The following is an 18,002-nucleotide window of genomic DNA, read 5'->3' as shown; positions in this document are numbered from 1 at the left end:
AGGCACCCGTCGATTCTACGCGACCCCGCCGGGCGTGCCCGGCGGGGGTGGCGGACTCGTTCCGACCGGACGAGAATGCGACCGACGGCCCCGAGGCCCGGCGGGAGCCGCCCGGAGGCGGTCATGCGAACACGACCCGCACGCCTGGCGAATGTCGCCGGCTTCAACATCGACGTCGTGGCCGACGCGGCCGGGAACGATCCCGACGTGCTGCGGCTGGAGAACCTCGACACCGACCTCGCCCCGCCGGCCGAGGCGATCGAGGCGACCCGCGCGGCGGTGGGCGAGCTCTCGGCGAACTCCTACCTGCCGTTCATCGGCAGGCTCGACCTCCGCGAGGCGGTCGCGGCCCGGGTCCGCGGACGTTCGGGCGTCGCGTTCGACCCCGAACGGGAGGTCGTGATCACGCCGTCGGACGGCGACGCGGTGCTCGATGCGCTCCTCGCGCTCGTCGACCAGGGGGACGAGGTGATCCTCACCGACCCCTGCTACGCCGGCCTGGTGAACCGGGTGCGGCTCGTCGGCGCCGTGCCGCGGCTGGTGCCGCTGCGAAGCGACGGACGGGCATGGCGCCTCGACCTCGAGGTGCTCGCCGAGGCCGTCACGAATCGCACGCGCGCCATCCTGCTGCTCAATCCGTCGTTCCCGACCGGATGCGTGCTCACCGACGAGGAGTGGACGGAGGTCGCCCGGCTCTGCGTCGAGCGCGACCTCTGGCTGCTCTACTGGGGCCTGATGGAGGGCATCGTCTTCGACGGCGCGCCGGTGCGGCATCCGCTGCAGCTCGCGGGAATGCGCGATCGCACCGTCACCATCGGGACGGTGAGCTGCGAGCAGCGCATGATCGGCTGGCGAATCGGATGGATGGTCGCATCCGAGCTCGTCATGCGCGACCTCGCGGTCGTGCACATCTACAACGGCATCGTCGCCGGCGGCATCGGCCAGGCCGGTGCGCTCGCGGCACTCAGTGCGCCCGACGACGGCCTCGCGGCTTGCGTCGCAGCGTGGCAGGAGCGGCGCGACGTGGTCGGCGCCGAACTGCGGGGCTTCCCGATGACGCCCGCCGCCGGCGGCTGGTCGCAGCTGCTGGACGCCCGCGAACTCGGTGTCGACGCCGAGGACCTCTCGCGCGCGCTGCTCGCGCACAAGGTGGCCGCGACGCCCATGACGGGGTGGGGCGGCCGCATCGCCGACCGCCACGTGCGACTCGTGTTCAGCCGGGAGCCCGCCGACCGGCTGCGGCTGCTCGGCGAGCGGATGCTGGGCGCCCTCGACGACCTGGGCGTACCGTCCTCGTGGCGCCGCGGCTGAGCACATGCCGGGAACGACGACGGCCCGGCCCTTCGAAGGGACCGGGCCGTCGGTGCGTCGGGCTCTGACGAGCGAGCGCTCAGACGAGCGAGCGCAGTACGTACTGCAGGATGCCGCCGTTGCGGTAGTAGTCCGCCTCACCTGGGGTGTCGATGCGCACGACCGCGTCGAACTCGACGGTCTGCTTGCCCTCTGGCGAGTCCTCGCTCGGCTCGGCGACCACGTGCACGGTGCGCGGCGTGGTGCCCTCGTTGAGCTGCTCGAGGCCAGAGATCGAGACGACCTCGGTGCCGTCGAGCCCGAGCGAGTCCGCGGTCTCACCGGCCGGGAACTGCAGCGGCACGACGCCCATGCCGATGAGGTTCGAACGGTGGATGCGCTCGAAGCTCTCGGTGATGACGGCCTTCACGCCCAGCAGGTTCGTGCCCTTCGCGGCCCAGTCGCGGCTCGAGCCCGAGCCGTACTCCTTGCCGCCGAAGATGACGAGCGGGGTGCCCTGCGCCTGGTAGTTCATCGACGCGTCGTAGATGAACGACTGCGGGCCGCCCTCCTGCGTGAAGTCGCGCGTGAAGCCGCCCTCGACGCCGTCGAGGAGCTGGTTCTTCAGGCGGATGTTCGCGAACGTGCCGCGGATCATGACCTCGTGGTTGCCGCGACGCGAGCCGTAGGAGTTGAAGTCCTTGCGGTCGACGCCGTGCTCGGTGAGGTACTGGCCCGCGGGGCTGTCGGCCTTGATCGAGCCGGCCGGCGAGATGTGGTCGGTGGTGACCGAGTCGCCGAGCTTCGCGAGCACGCGTGCGCCGACGATGTCGGTCACCGGCGTGGTCTCGAGCGTCATGCCCTCGAAGTACGGGGGCCGGCGCACGTAGGTCGACTCGGCATCCCACTCGAAGATGGCACCCGTCGGGGTCGGCAGGGTGCGCCAGCGCTCATCGCCCTCGAAGACGCTCGCGTACTGCTGCGTGAACATCTCCTCGTTGATCGACTCGTCGATCGTCTTCTGCACCTCCGCCGCGTCGGGCCAGATGTCCTTGAGGAAGACGTCGTTGCCGTCCGTGTCGGTGCCGAGGGCATCCGTCTCGAAGTCGAAGTTCATCGAGCCGGCGAGCGAGTACGCGATCACGAGCGGCGGGCTCGCGAGGTAGTTCATCTTCACGTCGGGGTTGATGCGGCCCTCGAAGTTGCGGTTGCCCGAGAGCACCGCGGTCACGGCGAGGTCGTTCTCCTGCACCGCGGCCGAGACCTCCTCGATGAGCGGGCCCGAGTTGCCGATGCAGGTGGTGCAGCCGTAGCCGACGGTGTAGAAGCCGAGGTCCTCGAGGTCCTGGGTGAGGCCGGCCTTCTCGTAGTAGTCGGTCACGACCTTCGACCCCGGCGCCAGCGTGGTCTTCACCCACGGCTTGGCCTTCAGGCCCTTCTTCACCGCGTTGCGCGCGAGCAGGCCCGCGGCGAGCATGACCGACGGGTTCGAGGTGTTCGTGCACGACGTGATGGCCGCGATCGTCACCGCGCCGTGGTCGAGCGTGTAGCTCGCCCCGTCGGCGGCCTCGACCCGCGTGGGCTTCGACGCGGACTTCGGCGCGTGCGAGTGGTGATGGTGGACGTGCAGGTTGTACTCGTCCTCAGGGGTGTTGCTCGGCGGGTCGGACGCCGGGAAGGACTCGGAGATCTCGAGGTCGACGAGGTCGTGCTCGACGTCGGCGTAGTCGGTGAGGTCCTTCTCGAACTGCGCCTTCGCGTCGGCGAGGACGATGCGGTCCTGCGGCCGCTTGGGGCCGGCGATCGACGGCACCACGGTCGACAGGTCGAGCTCGAGGTACTCCGAGTAGACGGCCTCGTTCTCGGGGTCGTGCCAGAGCTGCTGCACCTTCGAGTACTCCTCGACGAGCGCGAGCTGCTCCTCGCTGCGGCCGGTGAGGCGCAGGTACTCGATCGTCACGTCGTCGATCGGGAAGATGGCGGCGGTCGAGCCGAACTCGGGGCTCATGTTGCCGATGGTGGCGCGGTTGGCGAGCGGCACGGATGCCACGCCCGAGCCGTAGAACTCCACGAACTTGCCGACCACGCCGTGCTTGCGCAGCATGTCGGTGATCGTGAGCACCACGTCGGTGGCGGTGACGCCCATGGGGATCTCGCCCGAGAGCTTGAAGCCGACGACCTTGGGGATGAGCATCGAGACGGGCTGGCCGAGCATGGCCGCCTCGGCCTCGATGCCGCCGACGCCCCATCCGAGCACGCCGAGGCCGTTGACCATCGTCGTGTGCGAGTCGGTGCCGACGCACGTGTCGGGGTAGGCGCGGGTCACGCCGTCGCCCCCGTCAGTCGACACGGTGCGGTGGTAGATGACCTTCGCGAGGTGCTCGATGTTCACCTGGTGCACGATGCCCGTGCCCGGGGGGACGACCTTGAAGTCGTCGAACGCGGTCTGGCCCCAGCGCAGGAACTGGTAGCGCTCGCCGTTGCGCTCGTACTCGATCTCGACGTTGCGCTCGAGGGCGTTCTCGCTGCCGAAGAGGTCGGCGATGACGGAGTGGTCGATGACCATCTCGGCCGGCGAGAGCGGGTTGATGCGGTTGGGGTCGCCGCCGAGGGCGAGGACGGCCTCGCGCATGGTGGCGAGGTCGACGATGCAGGGCACGCCGGTGAAGTCCTGCATGACCACGCGCGCCGGCGTGAACTGGATCTCGGTGTCGGGCTCGGCCGTCGGGACCCAGGAGCCGAGCGCCTCGATCTGCGCCTTCGTGACGTTGGCGCCGTCCTCGGTGCGGAGGAGGTTCTCGAGGAGCACCTTCAGGCTGAACGGCAGCTTCTCGTGACCGGGCACCGTGTCGAGACGGTAGATCTCGTAGGACTGGTCACCGACGTGGAGCGTGTCCTTCGCCCCGAAACTGTTCACTGCAGACACGATGTCCTCTCCTTCGCGGATGCCGCGCGAGCACGCGCACGACGCTCCATCTTCTCCGTCAGACAGGGAGCTGATCCAGCAAGGCTCACCTAAGCGTGCCACGGACCGGCACCGTCATGGGGACGGATTTATCTTGACGTCGAGATAACTGTATCACTCGCCGGAGCGCGCGGCCGACGGGTAGACCGCCCGCACGACGAGCCACGTGAACACCAGCACGAGGGCGTAGAGCGGCACGCCCATGAGCAGCCGGGTCACGCCGAGCGCCTCGACGTTGTCGACGAGGTAGAGCGGCACCTGCACCACGAGCCGTGCGACGAAGAGCCCGATCCAGACGAGAGTCAGGAACTGCGCGGCGCGGTACTTGCGCCGGTCTTCGCGCCACGCCACGCCGTCGCCCATCAGGAAGCCCACGATGAGCCCGATCGCCGGCCAGCGGACGAGGAGCGAGATCAGGAGCGCCACGGCGTAGGCCGCGTTCGTGAAGAACCCGAGCACGTAGTTGTCGCGGGCGTCGCCGGTCCAGAGCGCGAGCGCGGCCGAGGCGATCACGCCGATCAGGCCGGCGATCGCCTGGGTGGGCTGCCCCTTCGTCACGATGCGGGCGAGGGTGAACACGACCGCGAGCCCGACGGATGCCGCGAGGGCCGGCACGAGGGCGGCCTGCGGGTCCTGGCCCGCAACGCTCGTGAGCAGGCTGTAGGTCACGAGGAAGACGAGGCCCGGCAGAAGCGCCTCGAGGATGCCGCGCACTCCCCCGACCGCCGTGAGGAGGTCGCGGCCGGTCAGCTTCTCTTCGCGCGCGATCGCGCCGAGTCCGCTCTTCTCCGCGGCCGCGGCGAACTGGCGAGCGAACTCGCCCGAGTCGGGGCGGTCCGCAGCGCCGGCGGTCGCCGCATCAGGGCCGTACGGCGTCACGTCGTCGGCGGCAGCGGACGTCGCGTCGTCGACCGAACCGGCGTCGGCGGCACCGGGTGCCGGTTCGGCCGGCGGCTGCGCCGCGGCATCCGCCCGCTCGTCGTGCCCGGGCTCGCGCTCGGCGTCGGGTCCCTGCATCGCTACGCGGTGGGCGTGCCGGACGAGGCGGCCGGCATGCGCAGCGGGATGAGGTCGCGCGGCGGCATGGGCGTCGAGCCGCGCACGACGACGATCGAACGGAAGAGGTCCTCCACCTGGGCGGCCGCGGCCGGGTCGACCGCCGCCTCGCCGGCGATCACGCCGCGCAGGAACCAGCGCGGACCGTCGACGCCGATGAAGCGGGCGAGGCGCATGTGCCCGGCCTGGCCCTCTGCGGCGGCGACGGGGATCTGGGCGAGCAGCTCGGGGCCGAACGCGCCCTCGCGCACCGTGGTGGTGCCGCCCTGCCGGGCGATCTGGTCGGCGATCTGCGCGCGGATCTCGTGCCACAGCCCGGCGGAGCGCGGCGCGGCGAACGGCTGCACCTGCAGGGTCGAGTTGGCGTAGTCGAGGCCGATCGCGACGACGCGCTTCGTGCCCTCCTCGACCTCGAGGCGCAGGTGCAGGCCCTCGCGGGGCAGCACCTTCACGCCGCCGAGGTCGACGTAGGGCCGCACGGGGTTCGCCTCGGACTCGTCGAACGGGCCGGCGGTGGCCCGGTCCTCGGGTGCGGACTTGGGCTGGTCGACGGGGACGTCGTCGACGTTCTCGATGTCGCTCACGCGTTCACTCCTGACTTGTGCTCCCCGAATCCCGTGGAGCCGAATCCCCCCTCGCCGCGCAGGCTGCCGGGGAGCCGCTCGACCTTGACGAACCGCGCCCGGCTGACCGGCATGACGACGAGCTGGGCGATGCGGTCGCCGGCCTCGATCGCGTAGGGCTCGCGGGCGTCGGTGTTGAGCAGCGCGACCCTGATCTCGCCGCGGTATCCGGCGTCGACGGTGCCCGGCGCGTTCACGATCGTGAGGCCGTGCTTGAACGCGAGCCCCGACCGCGGGACCACGAATCCGACGTAGCCGTCGGGCAGCGCGATCGCGACGCCCGTGCCGACCGTGGCACGCTCGCCGGGGCCCAGCACGACGGACTCGGAGGCATGGAGGTCGGCGCCCGCATCGCCCGGATGGGCGTACGACGGGACGCGATCGGCCGTGATCAGCACATCGACGGAATCGGTCACTGTTCGAGGGTAGTGCAGAAGTCTGGTCTGATAGTTCCATGCCCGACTACCGCGAGAAGCTGTGGCCGTCGCCGTGGATCTACATCGCGACGCTCCTGCTCGTCCCCGCGAGCATCCTCGTGCTCGCCCCCGTCTCGCTGCCGGCCGGCATCGTGACCGGCATCGTCCTCTACATCGCCGCGGTGGGCTCGCTCACGCTCACGGCACCGGTCATCGAGGTGCGGGATCGGATGCTGCTGGCCGGCCGCGCCCAGATCTCCCTCGACCACACGGGCGAGGCGGTCGCCGCGTTCGACGCGGCCGCGCGCATCGAGCGCGGCACGGGACTCGACGCACGCGCGTACCTCGTGATCCGCGGATGGGTGCACCCCGTGGTGCGCGTGCCCATCACCGATCCCGCGGACCCGGCGCCGTACTGGCTGCTGTCGAGCCGTCGGCCCAAAGAACTGGCCGCCGTGATCAACGGATCACGACGGCCTGAGCGCGGGGAGGGCACGACCTAGGAGGCGCACTCCATGCAGATCGGACCGAGCTTGGTCTCGTGGTCGATCTGCGAGCGGTGCTTCACGAGGAAGCAGTTCACGCACGTGAACTCATCGGCCTGCGGGGGCAGCACCACGACGTCGAGCTCGACGTCGGAGAGGTCGGCTCCGGGCAGGTCGAAGCCGCCGGGGTTGTCGGCGTCTTCGACGTCCACCACACCCGACATCTTGTCGGGGACGCGCTCCTTCAGGGCCTCGATCGACTCGGAGTCGTCTTCGGTCTTGCGCGGTGCGTCGTAATCCGTTGCCATTCCCATCCATTTCCTCATCGCCGAAGATTCGGCGGCGATAGTCTGCATCAAATCGGTGGCGTAAGCAAACCACTTGCGTCCCGCTTGCACGGCTGTGCGGACCGGCTACCTCGTCAACTTCCGGCGCGCCCGTGCTATTCCCGAACGCTCCCCTTCGCCCGTGGCATCCTTGGGCGGAGACGAAGGCACGGAAGGGCTTGTCGCGATGCAGGAACTGAAGGTAATCGGAGTCGAGAACGGCGCGCTGCTCGCCGCCTCCGACGATGGCGCACGCTTCCGGATCGAGATCGACGAGGTCCTGCAGTCGCGGATCCGCCAGGCGCAGCCCGAAACGCACACCGGCCCGAAGCCCTCGCCGCGCGAGGTGCAGTCGCTCATCCGCTCCGGGCTGTCCGCCGAGGACGTGGCGCAGGTCACCGGGGCATCCGTCGACTACGTCCGCCGCTTCGAGGGCCCGGTCCTCGCCGAGCGCGAGCACGTGGTGACCTCCGCCCTCGCCGTTCCCGTGCACGTCACGGTCGAGGCCGACCCCAACGACGACCCGCCCACGTTCGGCAGCGTGATCCGCGACCGCCTTTCGAAGCTCGGCGCGCACGGCGAACGCTGGGCGAGCTGGAAGGACGAGGAGCGCGGCTGGATCGTCAAGCTCGAGTTCACGGCCGACGCGATCGACCACGACGCGCGGTGGGGATTCGAGCCCCGCAAGCAGTCGCTGCACCCGATGAACGGCGAGGCGACGACGCTCTCGCAGCAGGGCGAGCTGAAGGGCGGCCTCATCCCACGGCTGCGCGCCGTGGCCCCTGAGGCCGACGAGTCGCGCTTCGACAGCGGCGCGTTCACCTTCGACGAGCCCGAGTTCGGCGAGCACGACACCGCGCCGCACCTCGAGCCGCTCCCCTACGCCCGCGCGACGCCCGCGACGTCGAGCCCCGCGGTCACCCGCGCCGCGATCAAGCGCGCGGACGAGCCGAAGGAGTCGATGGGCGAGACCGCCGACCTGCTCGAGGCGCTCCGACGCCGTCGCGGGGAGCGCGAGTCCGCGGCCGCGGAGCCCGAGCAACCGCAGCTGCCGCCGCCGCTCGCTCCCGCGCCGGCCCAAGCATCGGAAGCCCCGAAGTCGCAGCCGGCCGAGGCCGCACCCGAGGACAAGCCCGGCGCCGCGGCACGGGCGCTGTGGGGCGGCGGCAAGACCTCTGGCGCGTCGAACAAGCCCGCGAACGGCTCGAACGGTTCGCAGCGGCCCGCCAAGAAGGGCCGCGCCTCCATGCCGAGTTGGGACGAGATCGTCTTCGGCGCGCGATCCGACGACGACCTCGCCTGATCACTCGCGTGCCTGAACTGGCGGGTTGAGCGCGCGAGCGCCTTGGCCCGCGCTGCTGACGGTTGGCCCGGTTCGCCCTCTCGACCCTGCCGCCGCGCCACGCCCGGTGCTACCATTCGAACATACGTTCGAACGCGGTGGAGGTGCGCATGCCCCGGGTGCAGGAGCTCGTCGAGGTCTGGACGAGCGACGCCGGTGAGCCTCAGCGGCTCGTATGGCGCGCGCGGCGGTTCCGCGTGACCGACATGCCGACGGCGCTCGTCGGCCCCTGCGACTGGTGGGCGCCGTTCGCAGGCCACGATGTCTCGCCCGGCCGTGTGCCACTGGCGATCTCGGGCTGGCGATTCCAGGCGAGCGCCGACGACGGCGAGACGCACGTGTTCGACGTCGAGCACGACGGCGCGCACTGGCAGCTCGTGCGCGTCTACGACTGAGTCGCCGCTACGCGGACTTCTCGGCGCGACGCGGCTTGTGCGGCACGATGGTGGGCGCCGCGTTGTCGAGCACCGCCGCCTTCGTGACGACGACCCGGGCGACACCGGTGGACGAGGGCACCTCGAACATGATGGGTCCGAGCACCTCCTCCATGATGGCGCGGAGGCCGCGGGCGCCGGTCTGGCGCAGCACGGCCAGGTCGGCGATGGCCTCGAGTGCCGCCTCCTCGAAGTCGAGCTCCACGCCGTCGAGCTCGAACATGCGCTGGTACTGCTTCACGAGCGCGTTCTTCGGCTCGGTGAGGATCTCCATGAGCGCGTCGCGGTCGAGCGGCGTGACGGTGGCCACCACGGGAAGGCGGCCGATGAACTCGGGGATGAGGCCGAACTTGTGCAGGTCTTCGGGGAGGACCTCGCTGAACAGCTCGGCCTCGTCCTGCTTGCTGTGCAGCGGGGCGCCGAAGCCGATGCCGCGCTTGCCCGCACGCGAGGAGATGATGTCCTCGAGCCCGGCGAACGCGCCGGCGACGATGAACAGCACGTTCGTGGTGTCGATCTGGATGAACTCCTGGTGCGGATGCTTCCGCCCGCCCTGCGGCGGCACCGATGCGACCGTGCCCTCGAGGATCTTCAGGAGCGCCTGCTGCACCCCCTCGCCCGAGACGTCGCGCGTGATCGACGGGTTCTCGGCCTTGCGGGCGATCTTGTCGACCTCGTCGATGTAGATGATGCCGGTCTCGGCGCGCTTCACGTCGTAGTCGGCGGCCTGGATGAGCTTGAGGAGGATGTTCTCGACGTCTTCGCCGACGTAGCCCGCCTCGGTGAGGGCGGTGGCGTCGGCGACGGCGAACGGCACGTTGAGCTGCTTCGCGAGCGTCTGGGCGAGGTAGGTCTTGCCGCAGCCCGTCGGGCCGATGAGGAGGATGTTCGACTTCGCGATCTCGACGTCGTCGTGGGCGCGGTCGGCCGGGGTGAGCGTCGTGCGGGCGCGGACGCGCTTGTAGTGGTTGTAGACCGCCACGGCCAGGGCGCGCTTCGCGGCATCCTGCCCGATGACGTACTCCTCGAGGAAGGCGAAGATCTCCTTCGGCTTCGGCAGCTCGAACTCGCCGGCCTCGGTCTCGCCGGCCTCGGCGAGCCGCTCCTCGATGATCTCGTTGCAGAGTTCGACGCACTCGTCGCAGATGTAGACGCCGGGCCCGGCGATGAGCTGCTGGACCTGCTTCTGGCTCTTGCCGCAGAAGGAGCACTTGAGCAGGTCGGCGCTCTCCCCGATGCGTGCCATCGAACCCTCCCTGTCGACGAGTCTGATCCGAGCCTAGCCCGAGATCGGAGCGTTGCGGCGTGGCGCGCCCGTATTGGGGTGGAGCCGCGGTTTCGCGCTCCGCGAACCCCGCGGCAGCCGCTGGCCCGCACGCGCGAAACGCGGCGGACGAGCCGGTCGGGACCGGTCGGCCGCCGCGTTCACGCGGTCGGATCGGCTAGCGCGCGAGCGCCGGCAGGCTCTTGCGCGAGGTGAGCACCTGGTCGATGAGGCCGTACTCGAGGGCCTCCTCGGCGGACAGGATCTTGTCGCGGTCGATGTCGGCGTTGACCTGCTCCTGCGTGCGGTTCGAGTGACGCGAGAGCGTCTCCTCGAGCCACGAGCGCATGCGCATGATCTCGGCGGCCTGGATCTCGATGTCGGAGGCCTGGCCGTGGCCGGCCTCGCCCATGGCGGGCTGGTGGATGAGCACTCGGGCGTTCGGCAGCGCGAGGCGCTTGCCCGGGGTGCCGGCCGAGGCGATCACGGCCGCGGCCGATGCGGCCTGGCCGAGGACGACGGTCTGGATCTGCGGCCGGATGTACTGCATCGTGTCGTAGATCGCCGTCATGGCCGTGAAGGAGCCGCCGGGCGAGTTGATGTAGAGGATGATGTCGCGGTCGGGGTCCATCGACTCGAGCACCAGCAGCTGGGCCATGATGTCGTCGGCCGACGCGTCGTCGACCTGGACGCCCAGGAAGATGATGCGGTCCTCGAAGAGCTTCGCGTAGGGGTCCTGGCGCTTGTAGCCGTAGGCCGTGCGCTCCTCGAAGCTCGGCAGGATGTAGCGCGAGCCCGGCATCTGCAGGCCGCCGTTCGCGACGCCGCCGAAGGTGGGGGTGTTCATTCGCTCGTTCTCTCTTCTCTCGTCCTACGCAGCCTGGTCGGTCCCGCCGCCGCCGGACACGTCGAGCGCCGACTCGCGGATGTGGTCCACGAAGCCGTACTCGAGCGCCTCCTGCGCGTTGAACCAGCGGTCGCGGTCGCCGTCGGCGTTGATCTGCTCGACGGACTTGCCGGTCTGCGCCGCGGTGATCTCGGCGAGGCGGCGCTTCATGTCGAGGATGAGCTGCGCCTGCGTCTGGATGTCGCTCGCGGTGCCGCCGAAGCCGCCGTGCGGCTGGTGCAGCAGCACGCGCGCGTTGGGGGTGATGTACCGCTTGCCCTTCGTGCCGGCCGTGAGGAGGAGCTGCCCCATCGACGCGGCCATGCCGATGCCGACGGTGACGATGTCGTTCGGCACGAACTGCATCGTGTCGTAGATCGCCATGCCGGCCGTGATCGAGCCGCCGGGCGAGTTGACGTAGAGGTAGATGTCCTTCTTCGGGTCCTCCGCCGCGAGGAGCAGCAGCTTCGCAGCGATCTCGTTCGCGTTGTCGTCGCGCACCTCAGAGCCGAGCCAGATGATGCGGTCCTTCAGCAGTCGATCGAACACACCGGGCTGCAGTGTCGGTTCGGCCATGGATTTCGCTCCGTTTCCGTTGTCGCGTTCACTCGAATCTATCCGGTGCAACACACGCGAACGGGGCTGTTCGCCCTAGGCGGATGCCGCGCCGTCGCGCGGCTCGCCGGCGCTCTTCGCGAGCTCCCGGGCGTAGGCGCCGAGCGCCCGTCGGTACTGCGTCACGTGCTCGGCCAGGGCCGTCAGCGCCTCGGATGCCGCGAGCCGGGCATCGCCCGCGTCGACACGGGCCAGCGCGCGGAACCCGATCACGGCGTCGCGGAGGTCACCGGCCTCCGGCTCGATCGCGTCGAGGAGGGCGATCGCCTCCCGCGGGCGGCCGAGGTTGCGCAGCGTCGACGCGAGCTGCACGTACAGCTCGACGCGTGGCCGTCCGTCGAGGCCGAGGTCGAGGGCCCGCCGGTAGAACGGCTCCGCCTCGGCCTCGAGCCCCGCCGAGTCGCGGGCGCCGCCCTGCTCGAACGGCGCGCGCGGGTCGTCGTCGGGCAGCTCGGCCGCGAGCGCGTCGATGCGGCGGACGACCTCGTCGCCGCCGATCTCGCCCGCGGCATCCCACACGGCGTCGACCCGCTGCTGCCAGTCCTGCACGATCCCTCCCGGAGACGACGCGGGGCCGGACGGCATCCGTCCGGCCCCGCGGGGTGATCGATCGCCGACTACTCGGCGTCGGCCTTCTTCGTGGCCCGCTTGCGCGCGGGCTTCTTCGGCTCCTCGGCCTCGGCGTCCGCGTCGGCGGGCGCCTCGTCGGCGTCGGCCTTCTTGGCGGCGCGCTTGCGCGCCGGCTTCTGCTCCTCGGCGGGCGCCTCGGCGGCCTCGGTCGTGGCCGCGGCATCCGCCTCGGTCTCGTCGGCGTCGGAGACGGCGGTGAACTCGGAGAGGTCGACCGCGTTGCCCGCGGCATCCTTCACCGTGACCTTGCCGAGCGCGATCGCGAGCGCCTTGTTGCGCGCGACCTCGCCGACCATGGCGGGGATCTGGCCGTTCTGGCTCAGGATCTGCACGAACTCGTTCGGGTCCATGCCGTACTGCGCGGCGCCCTGCACGAGGTACTGGGTGAGCTCGTCCTGGCTGACCTGCACCTTCTCGGCCTCGGCGATCGCGTCGAGCACGATCTGGGTCTTGAAGGCCTTGGTGCTGGCCTCGGAGACCTCCGCGCGGTGCTCGTCGTCCTCGAGGCGACCCTCGGACTCGAGGTGGCGGTGCACCTCGTCCTCGATGACGCTGTCGGCGACGGGCACGTCGACGAGCTCGAGGAGCTTGTCGACGAGGAGGTCCCGGGCCTGCGAGCCCTGGCCGAACGACTTGTTGCGGGCGACCTGCTCCTTCAGGCTCGCGGTGAGCTCGTCGAGCGTGTCGAACTCGCTGGCGATCTGCGCGAAGTCGTCGTCGGCCTCGGGGAGCTCGCGCTCCTTGACGGCCGTCACGGTCACGGTGATCTCGGCGGTCTCGCCCTCGTGGTCGCCGCCCAGGAGCTTCGACTCGAACGTGGTGGTCTCGTCGGCGGTGAGCGACTCGAGCGCCTCGTCGATGCCCTCGAGCAGCTCGCCCGAGCCGACCTCGTAGGAGATGCCGCTCGCGGTGTCGACCTCGGCGCCGTCGATGATCGCGACGAGGTCGAGGGTCACGAAGTCGCCGGTCGTCGCCGGGCGGTCGACCGTGATGAGCGTGCCGAAGCGGCTGCGCAGGCGCTGGAGCTCCTCGTCGACCTCGTCGTCGCCGACCTCGACCGAGTCGACCGTGAGCTCGAGTCCGTCGTAGGCGGGCAGCTCGATCTCGGGGCGCACGTCGACCTCGATGGCGAGGAGCAGGTCGCCCGAGAAGTCCTTCTCGTTCGGCCACTCGACGATGTCGGCCTCGGGGCGACCGAGGGGGCGCAGCTCGTGCTCGCTGACGGCGGCGCGGTAGAAGCCGTCGAGGCCCTCGTTGACCGCGTGCTCGAGCACTGCGGCCTTGCCGACGCGCTGGTCGATGATGGGCGGCGGCACCTTGCCCTTGCGGAAGCCCGGCACGTTGATCTGCTCGGCGATGTGCTCGTAGGCGTGGGCGATGCTGGGCTTCAGCTCCTCGGGCGTCACCGAGATGGTGAGCTTGGCGCGCGTCGGGCTCAGCTTCTCAACCGAAGTGGTCGGCATGGGGAGGATCTCCTGTTGTGTGGAAGTTCGTGTCGGGTCTCGTCTCGGGCGACCCGTCGGGGCGACAGGATTCGAACCTGCGACCTCCCGCTCCCAAAGCGGGCGCTCTAGCCAAGCTGAGCTACGCCCCGAGTCGCTGACTCAACTCGTCGATTCACCCGCGCGGGCATGCCGAAGCACGCGTCAGGCGGATGGACCCCCGAAAGTCTACTGCACGGCGATCGGAGCGCGTGTCGCAGCCGTCAGGCGGAGCGTGACCCCCGAACGTCTACTGCACGGCGATCGGAGCGCGTGTCGCAGCCGTCAGGCGGAGCGTGACCCCCGAACGTCTCCTGCACGACGATCGGAGCGCGTGTCGCGGCCGTCGGGCGGAGCGTGACCCCCGAACGGGCGCTGTGGATGATCGGTCGCTGATCGGATGCCGCGTGGCAGAGTGTGCGCATGACCGACCGACCGTCGAGCGTCGAAGCTCGAGGCATCCGGCGCTGGCCCGCCGATCCCGCCTGGCTCGTGGACACGACGCGGTGTCCCGCGTGCTTCAGCCCGCTCGCGTCGACGCGCTGCGACGTGTGCGGCCTCGACGTGGCCGTGCCGGCAGCGACGGAGCTGTTCCGACTGGCGACCGAGATCTACGAGGACGAGCAGGCCCGCCGGTCGTTCATCGATCGCATGCGGTCGGATCAGGCCGCGCGCGAGGCGGTCGCCGCGATGCCCGATGCCGCATCGCCCATCGGCATCCCCGTGCCGCCACCCCTCCCCGACACGGGCGTCGCCGTCCGAACCGTGTCGCCGCCGCTTCCCGATGCCGGTGTCGCGCCGCAGGTCGTCCCACCGCCGCTCCCGCCGCAGGACGTCGCCGAGGCGATCACCTCGCCCGAACCGACGACGCCGGCTCGGCGCCGCTCCGGCGTGCAGGTGCTCCTCCTCACGCTCGGCGTCGTGCTCATCTCGGTCACGGCGATCGTGTTCCTCTTCGTCGCCTACCTCGTGGCGAGCCTCGAGGTGCGCTCGGTCATCATCGCCGCAGCCAGCGTGCTCGTGCTCGGCGTGGCCTGGCTGCTCCGCGCGCGAGGGCTCCCGGGCACGGCGGAGGGCGTGGCATCCGTCGCCGTCGTGCTGCTGCTGCTCGACGTGTGGATCGTGCGCGCGAACGCGCTCTTCGGCTCCGACGCACTCGAGGCATCCGCGTACACCGGCATCGCACTCGCCGTGGTCACCGCGCTGCTCGCAGGCACCCGCGTCGTGAGCCGGATCCGCGTCCCGGGTTTCGCCGCCTCCGCGCTGGCGCCCGTGTCCGCCTTCCTGCTCGCGTTCTCCATCGATCCCGACTCGGGGGCCGGGCCCTGGCTCGGGGGCCTCGCCGTGGTCGTGGTCGGCGCCGTCGCCGTCTGGCTGCTCCCACGCTCGCCCGAGCGGATCATCCTGTGCTCCGCAGGGCTCGTCGGCGCCGTCATCGCCCTCGCGAGCGCGGCGTGGGCGCTCCCCGGGCTCGCCTGGGGCCAGACCTGGGCGTTCCTCGCGGTCGCCGCGGCCTGCGCGGTGCTCGTGGTCGCCGCACTCGCAGCGCGGGTGCCCGCCGCACTGGCCTGGGGCGTCGTCGCGGCCGTCGGCGCCGGGGCGGCCATGGCGCTCGCGCCGGCGGTCGGCATCGCCACGGAACTCGAGGAAGGGGTCTCGACGTGGCTCGCGCCGGCCGCGGCCGGCGCCGTCGCCGCGGTCTTCGCCGCCGTCACGCGGGGTCCGGCGATCGTCCGCCGACCCGCACTGGCCGCGATGATCGCCGCGGCCACCGTCGCCGCGGTCGCCTCCATCCCGGGCCTGTTCCTGATCAGCGCAACGATCTTCGAACGACTCCTGGCGAGCGACCCGCCGTGGCAGGTCGACCATGGCTCCCTGATCCGCTGGACATCGGAGACGAACCTCGACGCCGCCACGATCCTCGTACCGTTCGTGATCGCCGCCGGTTCCCTCGCGGTCCTCCTCCTCTTGGGGGCGGCACGGAAGCTCCTCGCCATCCCCGTCGCCGCAGCACTCGTCGGCGGGATCATCGGCGGGGCGATGGCACCGGGCACGGCCCTGCCGGTCGCGATCCTCGTCGCGGTCGGCGCCGTCGCGCTGGGGTTCGCCGCGCTCCGCGACCGCCTCACGGCGCCGGGGCTGCTCGCGGTCCTCGCTATCCTCGGCATGGGCGCCGTCGCGTTCGCGTGGTGGATCGGCTGGTCGAACGAGGACGTGTGGCCGTGGGCGACCGCGGGCGTCCTGGCCACGGTCATCGCGGGTCGCGTGCTGGCATCGCGGGTCTGGGCCGAGCTCGCGGCACAGGTCGTCGGCGCCGCCCACCTCGTGCTCGCGGTCGTGATCGTCGCCGTCACCTCGTTCGCGATCCCGTCGTGGCTCGATGCCTCCGGCGTCGAGGTCGCGGATCCGTGGACCTCGAGCTGGCTCTGGCTCGGCACGGTCGCGGCCGTGCTGCTCGGCGCGTTCGTATTCGCTCCGCGCCTGGTCACCCGTGATCGCCTCGCCCTGGCCACGCCGGCACTGGCCGCCGCGGTCGTCGGCGCGTTCGCGGTCGCACTCCCCGCGGCCCTCGTCGGGGTCGTGATCCTCGGCTGGCTCCCTGCCGCGATCGTCGCCGTCGTGGCGAGCGTCGGTACCCGCCTGGTCGAGGCACGGCTCCTGCGCATCCTCCTGGCCGCGGCCGGCCCCGTGATGATCGCCCTCGCACTCGAACGCGTGCTCGCGTCCATCCCCGACGCGCCGCCGTCGGTGCTCGGCGCGGCCGCCGGCGTGCTCGCCGCCGCCGGCCTCGCGCCGCTCGTGCTGCCTGCCGACGGTGGCGTACGTCTCGCCTGGCGGGCCTCGGTCGGGGTCTCCGGCGTCGTCACGCTCGCCGCCATCGGTTCGGCGGGCGATCAGGCGTGGCTCCTCCTGCTGGTGCTGGCGCCCGTGCCGATCATCCTCGCCGGACTCGACGGCGACCCGATCGGCGGCACGTCCGCCACGCGCCACCTCTCCTGGCTGAGCCTCGCACTGGCGGTGGCGGCCGTCTGGACCCGACTGGCCGGCGCCGGCGCCGGCGTCGACGACGTCGAGGCGTACACGCTGCCGCTCGCGGCGGGGCTCGCGATCGCGGGGGGCCTGGTGACCTGGCGTCGAACGGCGCCGCCGGACTCGACCGCGCTCGGCCGAACCGCGCTGTTCGCGTCCGCCGCCGCGGTGGCCGTGCTGCCGAGCGTCGCATCGGCCGCGGAATCCGAACTCCGCACGCTGGTGCTCGTCGCCGCCGGTGCGATCGTCGGGCTCGCCTCCTCGTTCCTGCCCGAGCGGGCACGCGGCGTGCCGATCCGCATGCTCGGCGTCGCGACGGGCTGGGCGGCGCTCACCGGCGCGGCGCTGGTGCGCGGTGCGGCGGTCGGCACCGGTGCGTCGAGCGACCTGCTCGTCGAGTTCTGGCCGCTGCTCGCCCTCGCCGCAGGCGTCGCGCTCGCCGTCATCTGGGCGCGCTCCGACTCGCGGCCCACCGTCGTCGGGGATGTGCTGCTCGCGGCATCCGTCGTCGCTGCCGCCGTGCCCACGCTGCTCGCGATCGTCTCGGGTGACCGGCCGACCCTGCGGGCCGCGGTGCTGTTCCCCCTGCTCGCGGCGGTTCACGTGGCCGGGGTCGCGTCCCGGGCGCGGCCCTTCGCCGGACCGATCCTCGCCTGGAGCGCGCTCGGCGTGCTGGTGCTCGGGGGCCTCGCCGCGCTCATCCGCGGCGGCGTCGAGCCGTTCGACCTCGTCACGGCATCGACCGGCGCGGCGCTCATCGGCTCGGGCGCGATCCGGATGTCCCGCTCCCCTGCGCTCGGCAGCTGGCCGGCACTCGGCCCGGGCCTCGCGGTGCTCCTCGTACCCCCGCTGATCGCCGACTTCACCCAACCTGAGCTGTGGCGGCTCATCGCGCTCGGCGTCGTCGCGGCGGCGACCGTGGTGGCAGGCGCCGTCCGACGCCTGCAGGCCCCGCTCCTGCTCGGCGGCGGGGTGCTGCTGGTGCACGCGATCGCGCAGCTCTGGCCGTGGATCACGTGGGTCTACGAAGCCGTGTGGTGGTGGCTGTGGCTCGGCATCGCGGGCGTCATCCTCGTCGCGCTCGCCGCGACGTACGAGCGCCAGCTGCGCCTCGCGCGCGGCGTGGTGCACTCGATCGGCGAGTTGCGCTGACAGCGAC

Annotated in this window: 15 protein-coding genes and 1 tRNA gene; 5 read left to right on the top strand and 11 right to left on the bottom strand. The window is 71.4% G+C overall.

Features of this window, described 5'->3' with window-relative positions:
* Positions 1-123: 123 nt before the first annotated feature.
* Positions 124-1,311 carry a pyridoxal phosphate-dependent aminotransferase gene (locus FYC51_RS16385; RefSeq protein WP_187432699.1) on the top strand — a complete coding sequence of 396 codons (1,188 nt, stop codon included), beginning with the start codon at positions 124-126 and terminating at the stop codon, positions 1,309-1,311.
* Between the two features lie 79 nt (positions 1,312-1,390).
* Here the strand turns inward: FYC51_RS16385 and acnA are convergent, their stop codons facing one another.
* The 4 genes from acnA to dut all read right to left on the bottom strand — a co-directional run bounded on the left by acnA (position 1,391) and on the right by dut (position 6,350).
* The gene (gene acnA / locus FYC51_RS16380; protein WP_148734835.1) at positions 1,391-4,216 is read right to left on the bottom strand and encodes an aconitate hydratase AcnA; all 2,826 of its coding nucleotides are present in this window, start codon (positions 4,214-4,216) and stop codon (positions 1,391-1,393) included.
* Positions 4,217-4,369: 153 nt separating this feature from the next.
* Positions 4,370-5,272, bottom strand: a complete 903-nt coding sequence (locus FYC51_RS16375) for a DUF3159 domain-containing protein (RefSeq protein WP_148734834.1) — start codon at positions 5,270-5,272, stop codon at positions 4,370-4,372.
* Between the two features lie 2 nt (positions 5,273-5,274).
* Positions 5,275-5,895 carry a DUF3710 domain-containing protein gene (locus FYC51_RS16370; protein ID WP_148734833.1) on the bottom strand — a complete coding sequence of 207 codons (621 nt, stop codon included), beginning with the start codon at positions 5,893-5,895 and terminating at the stop codon, positions 5,275-5,277.
* Positions 5,892-6,350: a dUTP diphosphatase gene (gene dut / locus FYC51_RS16365; RefSeq protein ID WP_148734832.1), complete on the bottom strand. Its 459-nt coding sequence runs from the start codon at positions 6,348-6,350 to the stop codon at positions 5,892-5,894. The genes FYC51_RS16370 and dut overlap by 4 nt, the downstream gene beginning before the upstream one ends.
* A 38-nt stretch (positions 6,351-6,388) precedes the next feature.
* On the opposite strand from dut, the gene FYC51_RS16360 reads away from it, so the two are divergent.
* Positions 6,389-6,853: a DUF3093 domain-containing protein gene (locus tag FYC51_RS16360; RefSeq protein WP_148734831.1), complete on the top strand. Its 465-nt coding sequence runs from the start codon at positions 6,389-6,391 to the stop codon at positions 6,851-6,853.
* On the opposite strand, the gene FYC51_RS16355 is transcribed toward FYC51_RS16360, so the two are convergent.
* Positions 6,850-7,143: a DUF4193 domain-containing protein gene (locus FYC51_RS16355; protein WP_148734830.1), complete on the bottom strand. Its 294-nt coding sequence runs from the start codon at positions 7,141-7,143 to the stop codon at positions 6,850-6,852. The genes FYC51_RS16360 and FYC51_RS16355 overlap by 4 nt on opposite strands.
* Positions 7,144-7,348: 205 nt before the next feature.
* Between FYC51_RS16355 and sepH the strand changes: the two genes are divergently transcribed.
* Both sepH and FYC51_RS16345 read left to right on the top strand, forming a co-directional pair.
* Positions 7,349-8,464, top strand: a complete 1,116-nt coding sequence (sepH, locus tag FYC51_RS16350) for a septation protein SepH (protein ID WP_148734829.1) — start codon at positions 7,349-7,351, stop codon at positions 8,462-8,464.
* A 149-nt stretch (positions 8,465-8,613) separates the two neighbouring features.
* Entirely contained in the window at positions 8,614-8,898 is a 285-nt protein-coding gene (locus tag FYC51_RS16345) for a hypothetical protein (protein ID WP_148734828.1), read from the top strand.
* Between the two features lie 7 nt (positions 8,899-8,905).
* On the opposite strand, the gene clpX is transcribed toward FYC51_RS16345, so the two are convergent.
* From clpX to FYC51_RS16315, 6 genes are all read right to left on the bottom strand, one after another.
* Positions 8,906-10,183 (bottom strand): ATP-dependent Clp protease ATP-binding subunit ClpX, encoded by a 1,278-nt coding sequence (gene clpX / locus FYC51_RS16340; protein WP_148734827.1) that lies wholly within the window; start codon positions 10,181-10,183, stop codon positions 8,906-8,908.
* A gap of 196 nt (positions 10,184-10,379) precedes the next feature.
* Positions 10,380-11,048: an ATP-dependent Clp protease proteolytic subunit gene (locus FYC51_RS16335; protein WP_148734826.1), complete on the bottom strand. Its 669-nt coding sequence runs from the start codon at positions 11,046-11,048 to the stop codon at positions 10,380-10,382.
* Positions 11,049-11,072: 24 nt separating this feature from the next.
* Complete coding sequence (locus FYC51_RS16330) at positions 11,073-11,705, bottom strand: ATP-dependent Clp protease proteolytic subunit (protein WP_274379505.1); 633 nt, start codon at positions 11,703-11,705, stop codon at positions 11,073-11,075.
* 33 nt (positions 11,706-11,738) lie between these two features.
* Positions 11,739-12,251: a tetratricopeptide repeat protein gene (locus FYC51_RS16325; RefSeq protein ID WP_148734824.1), complete on the bottom strand. Its 513-nt coding sequence runs from the start codon at positions 12,249-12,251 to the stop codon at positions 11,739-11,741.
* Between the two features lie 68 nt (positions 12,252-12,319).
* Entirely contained in the window at positions 12,320-13,795 is a 1,476-nt protein-coding gene (gene tig / locus FYC51_RS16320; RefSeq protein WP_148734823.1) for a trigger factor, read from the bottom strand.
* Between the two features lie 56 nt (positions 13,796-13,851).
* Positions 13,852-13,926: transfer RNA gene (locus tag FYC51_RS16315), tRNA-Pro, on the bottom strand.
* Between the two features lie 310 nt (positions 13,927-14,236).
* Here FYC51_RS16315 and FYC51_RS16310 point away from each other — a divergent pair.
* On the top strand, positions 14,237-17,995 hold the full coding sequence (locus FYC51_RS16310) for an SCO7613 C-terminal domain-containing membrane protein (protein ID WP_148734822.1): 3,759 nt from the start codon (positions 14,237-14,239) through the stop codon (positions 17,993-17,995).
* Positions 17,996-18,002 lie beyond the last annotated feature (7 nt).

The organism is Agromyces mariniharenae (assembly GCF_008122505.1).
Taxonomy (GTDB): Bacteria; Actinomycetota; Actinomycetes; order Actinomycetales; family Microbacteriaceae; genus Agromyces; species Agromyces mariniharenae.
Note: the sequence above shows the minus strand (reverse complement) of the source record. Positions and strands in the feature narration are given on the sequence as shown.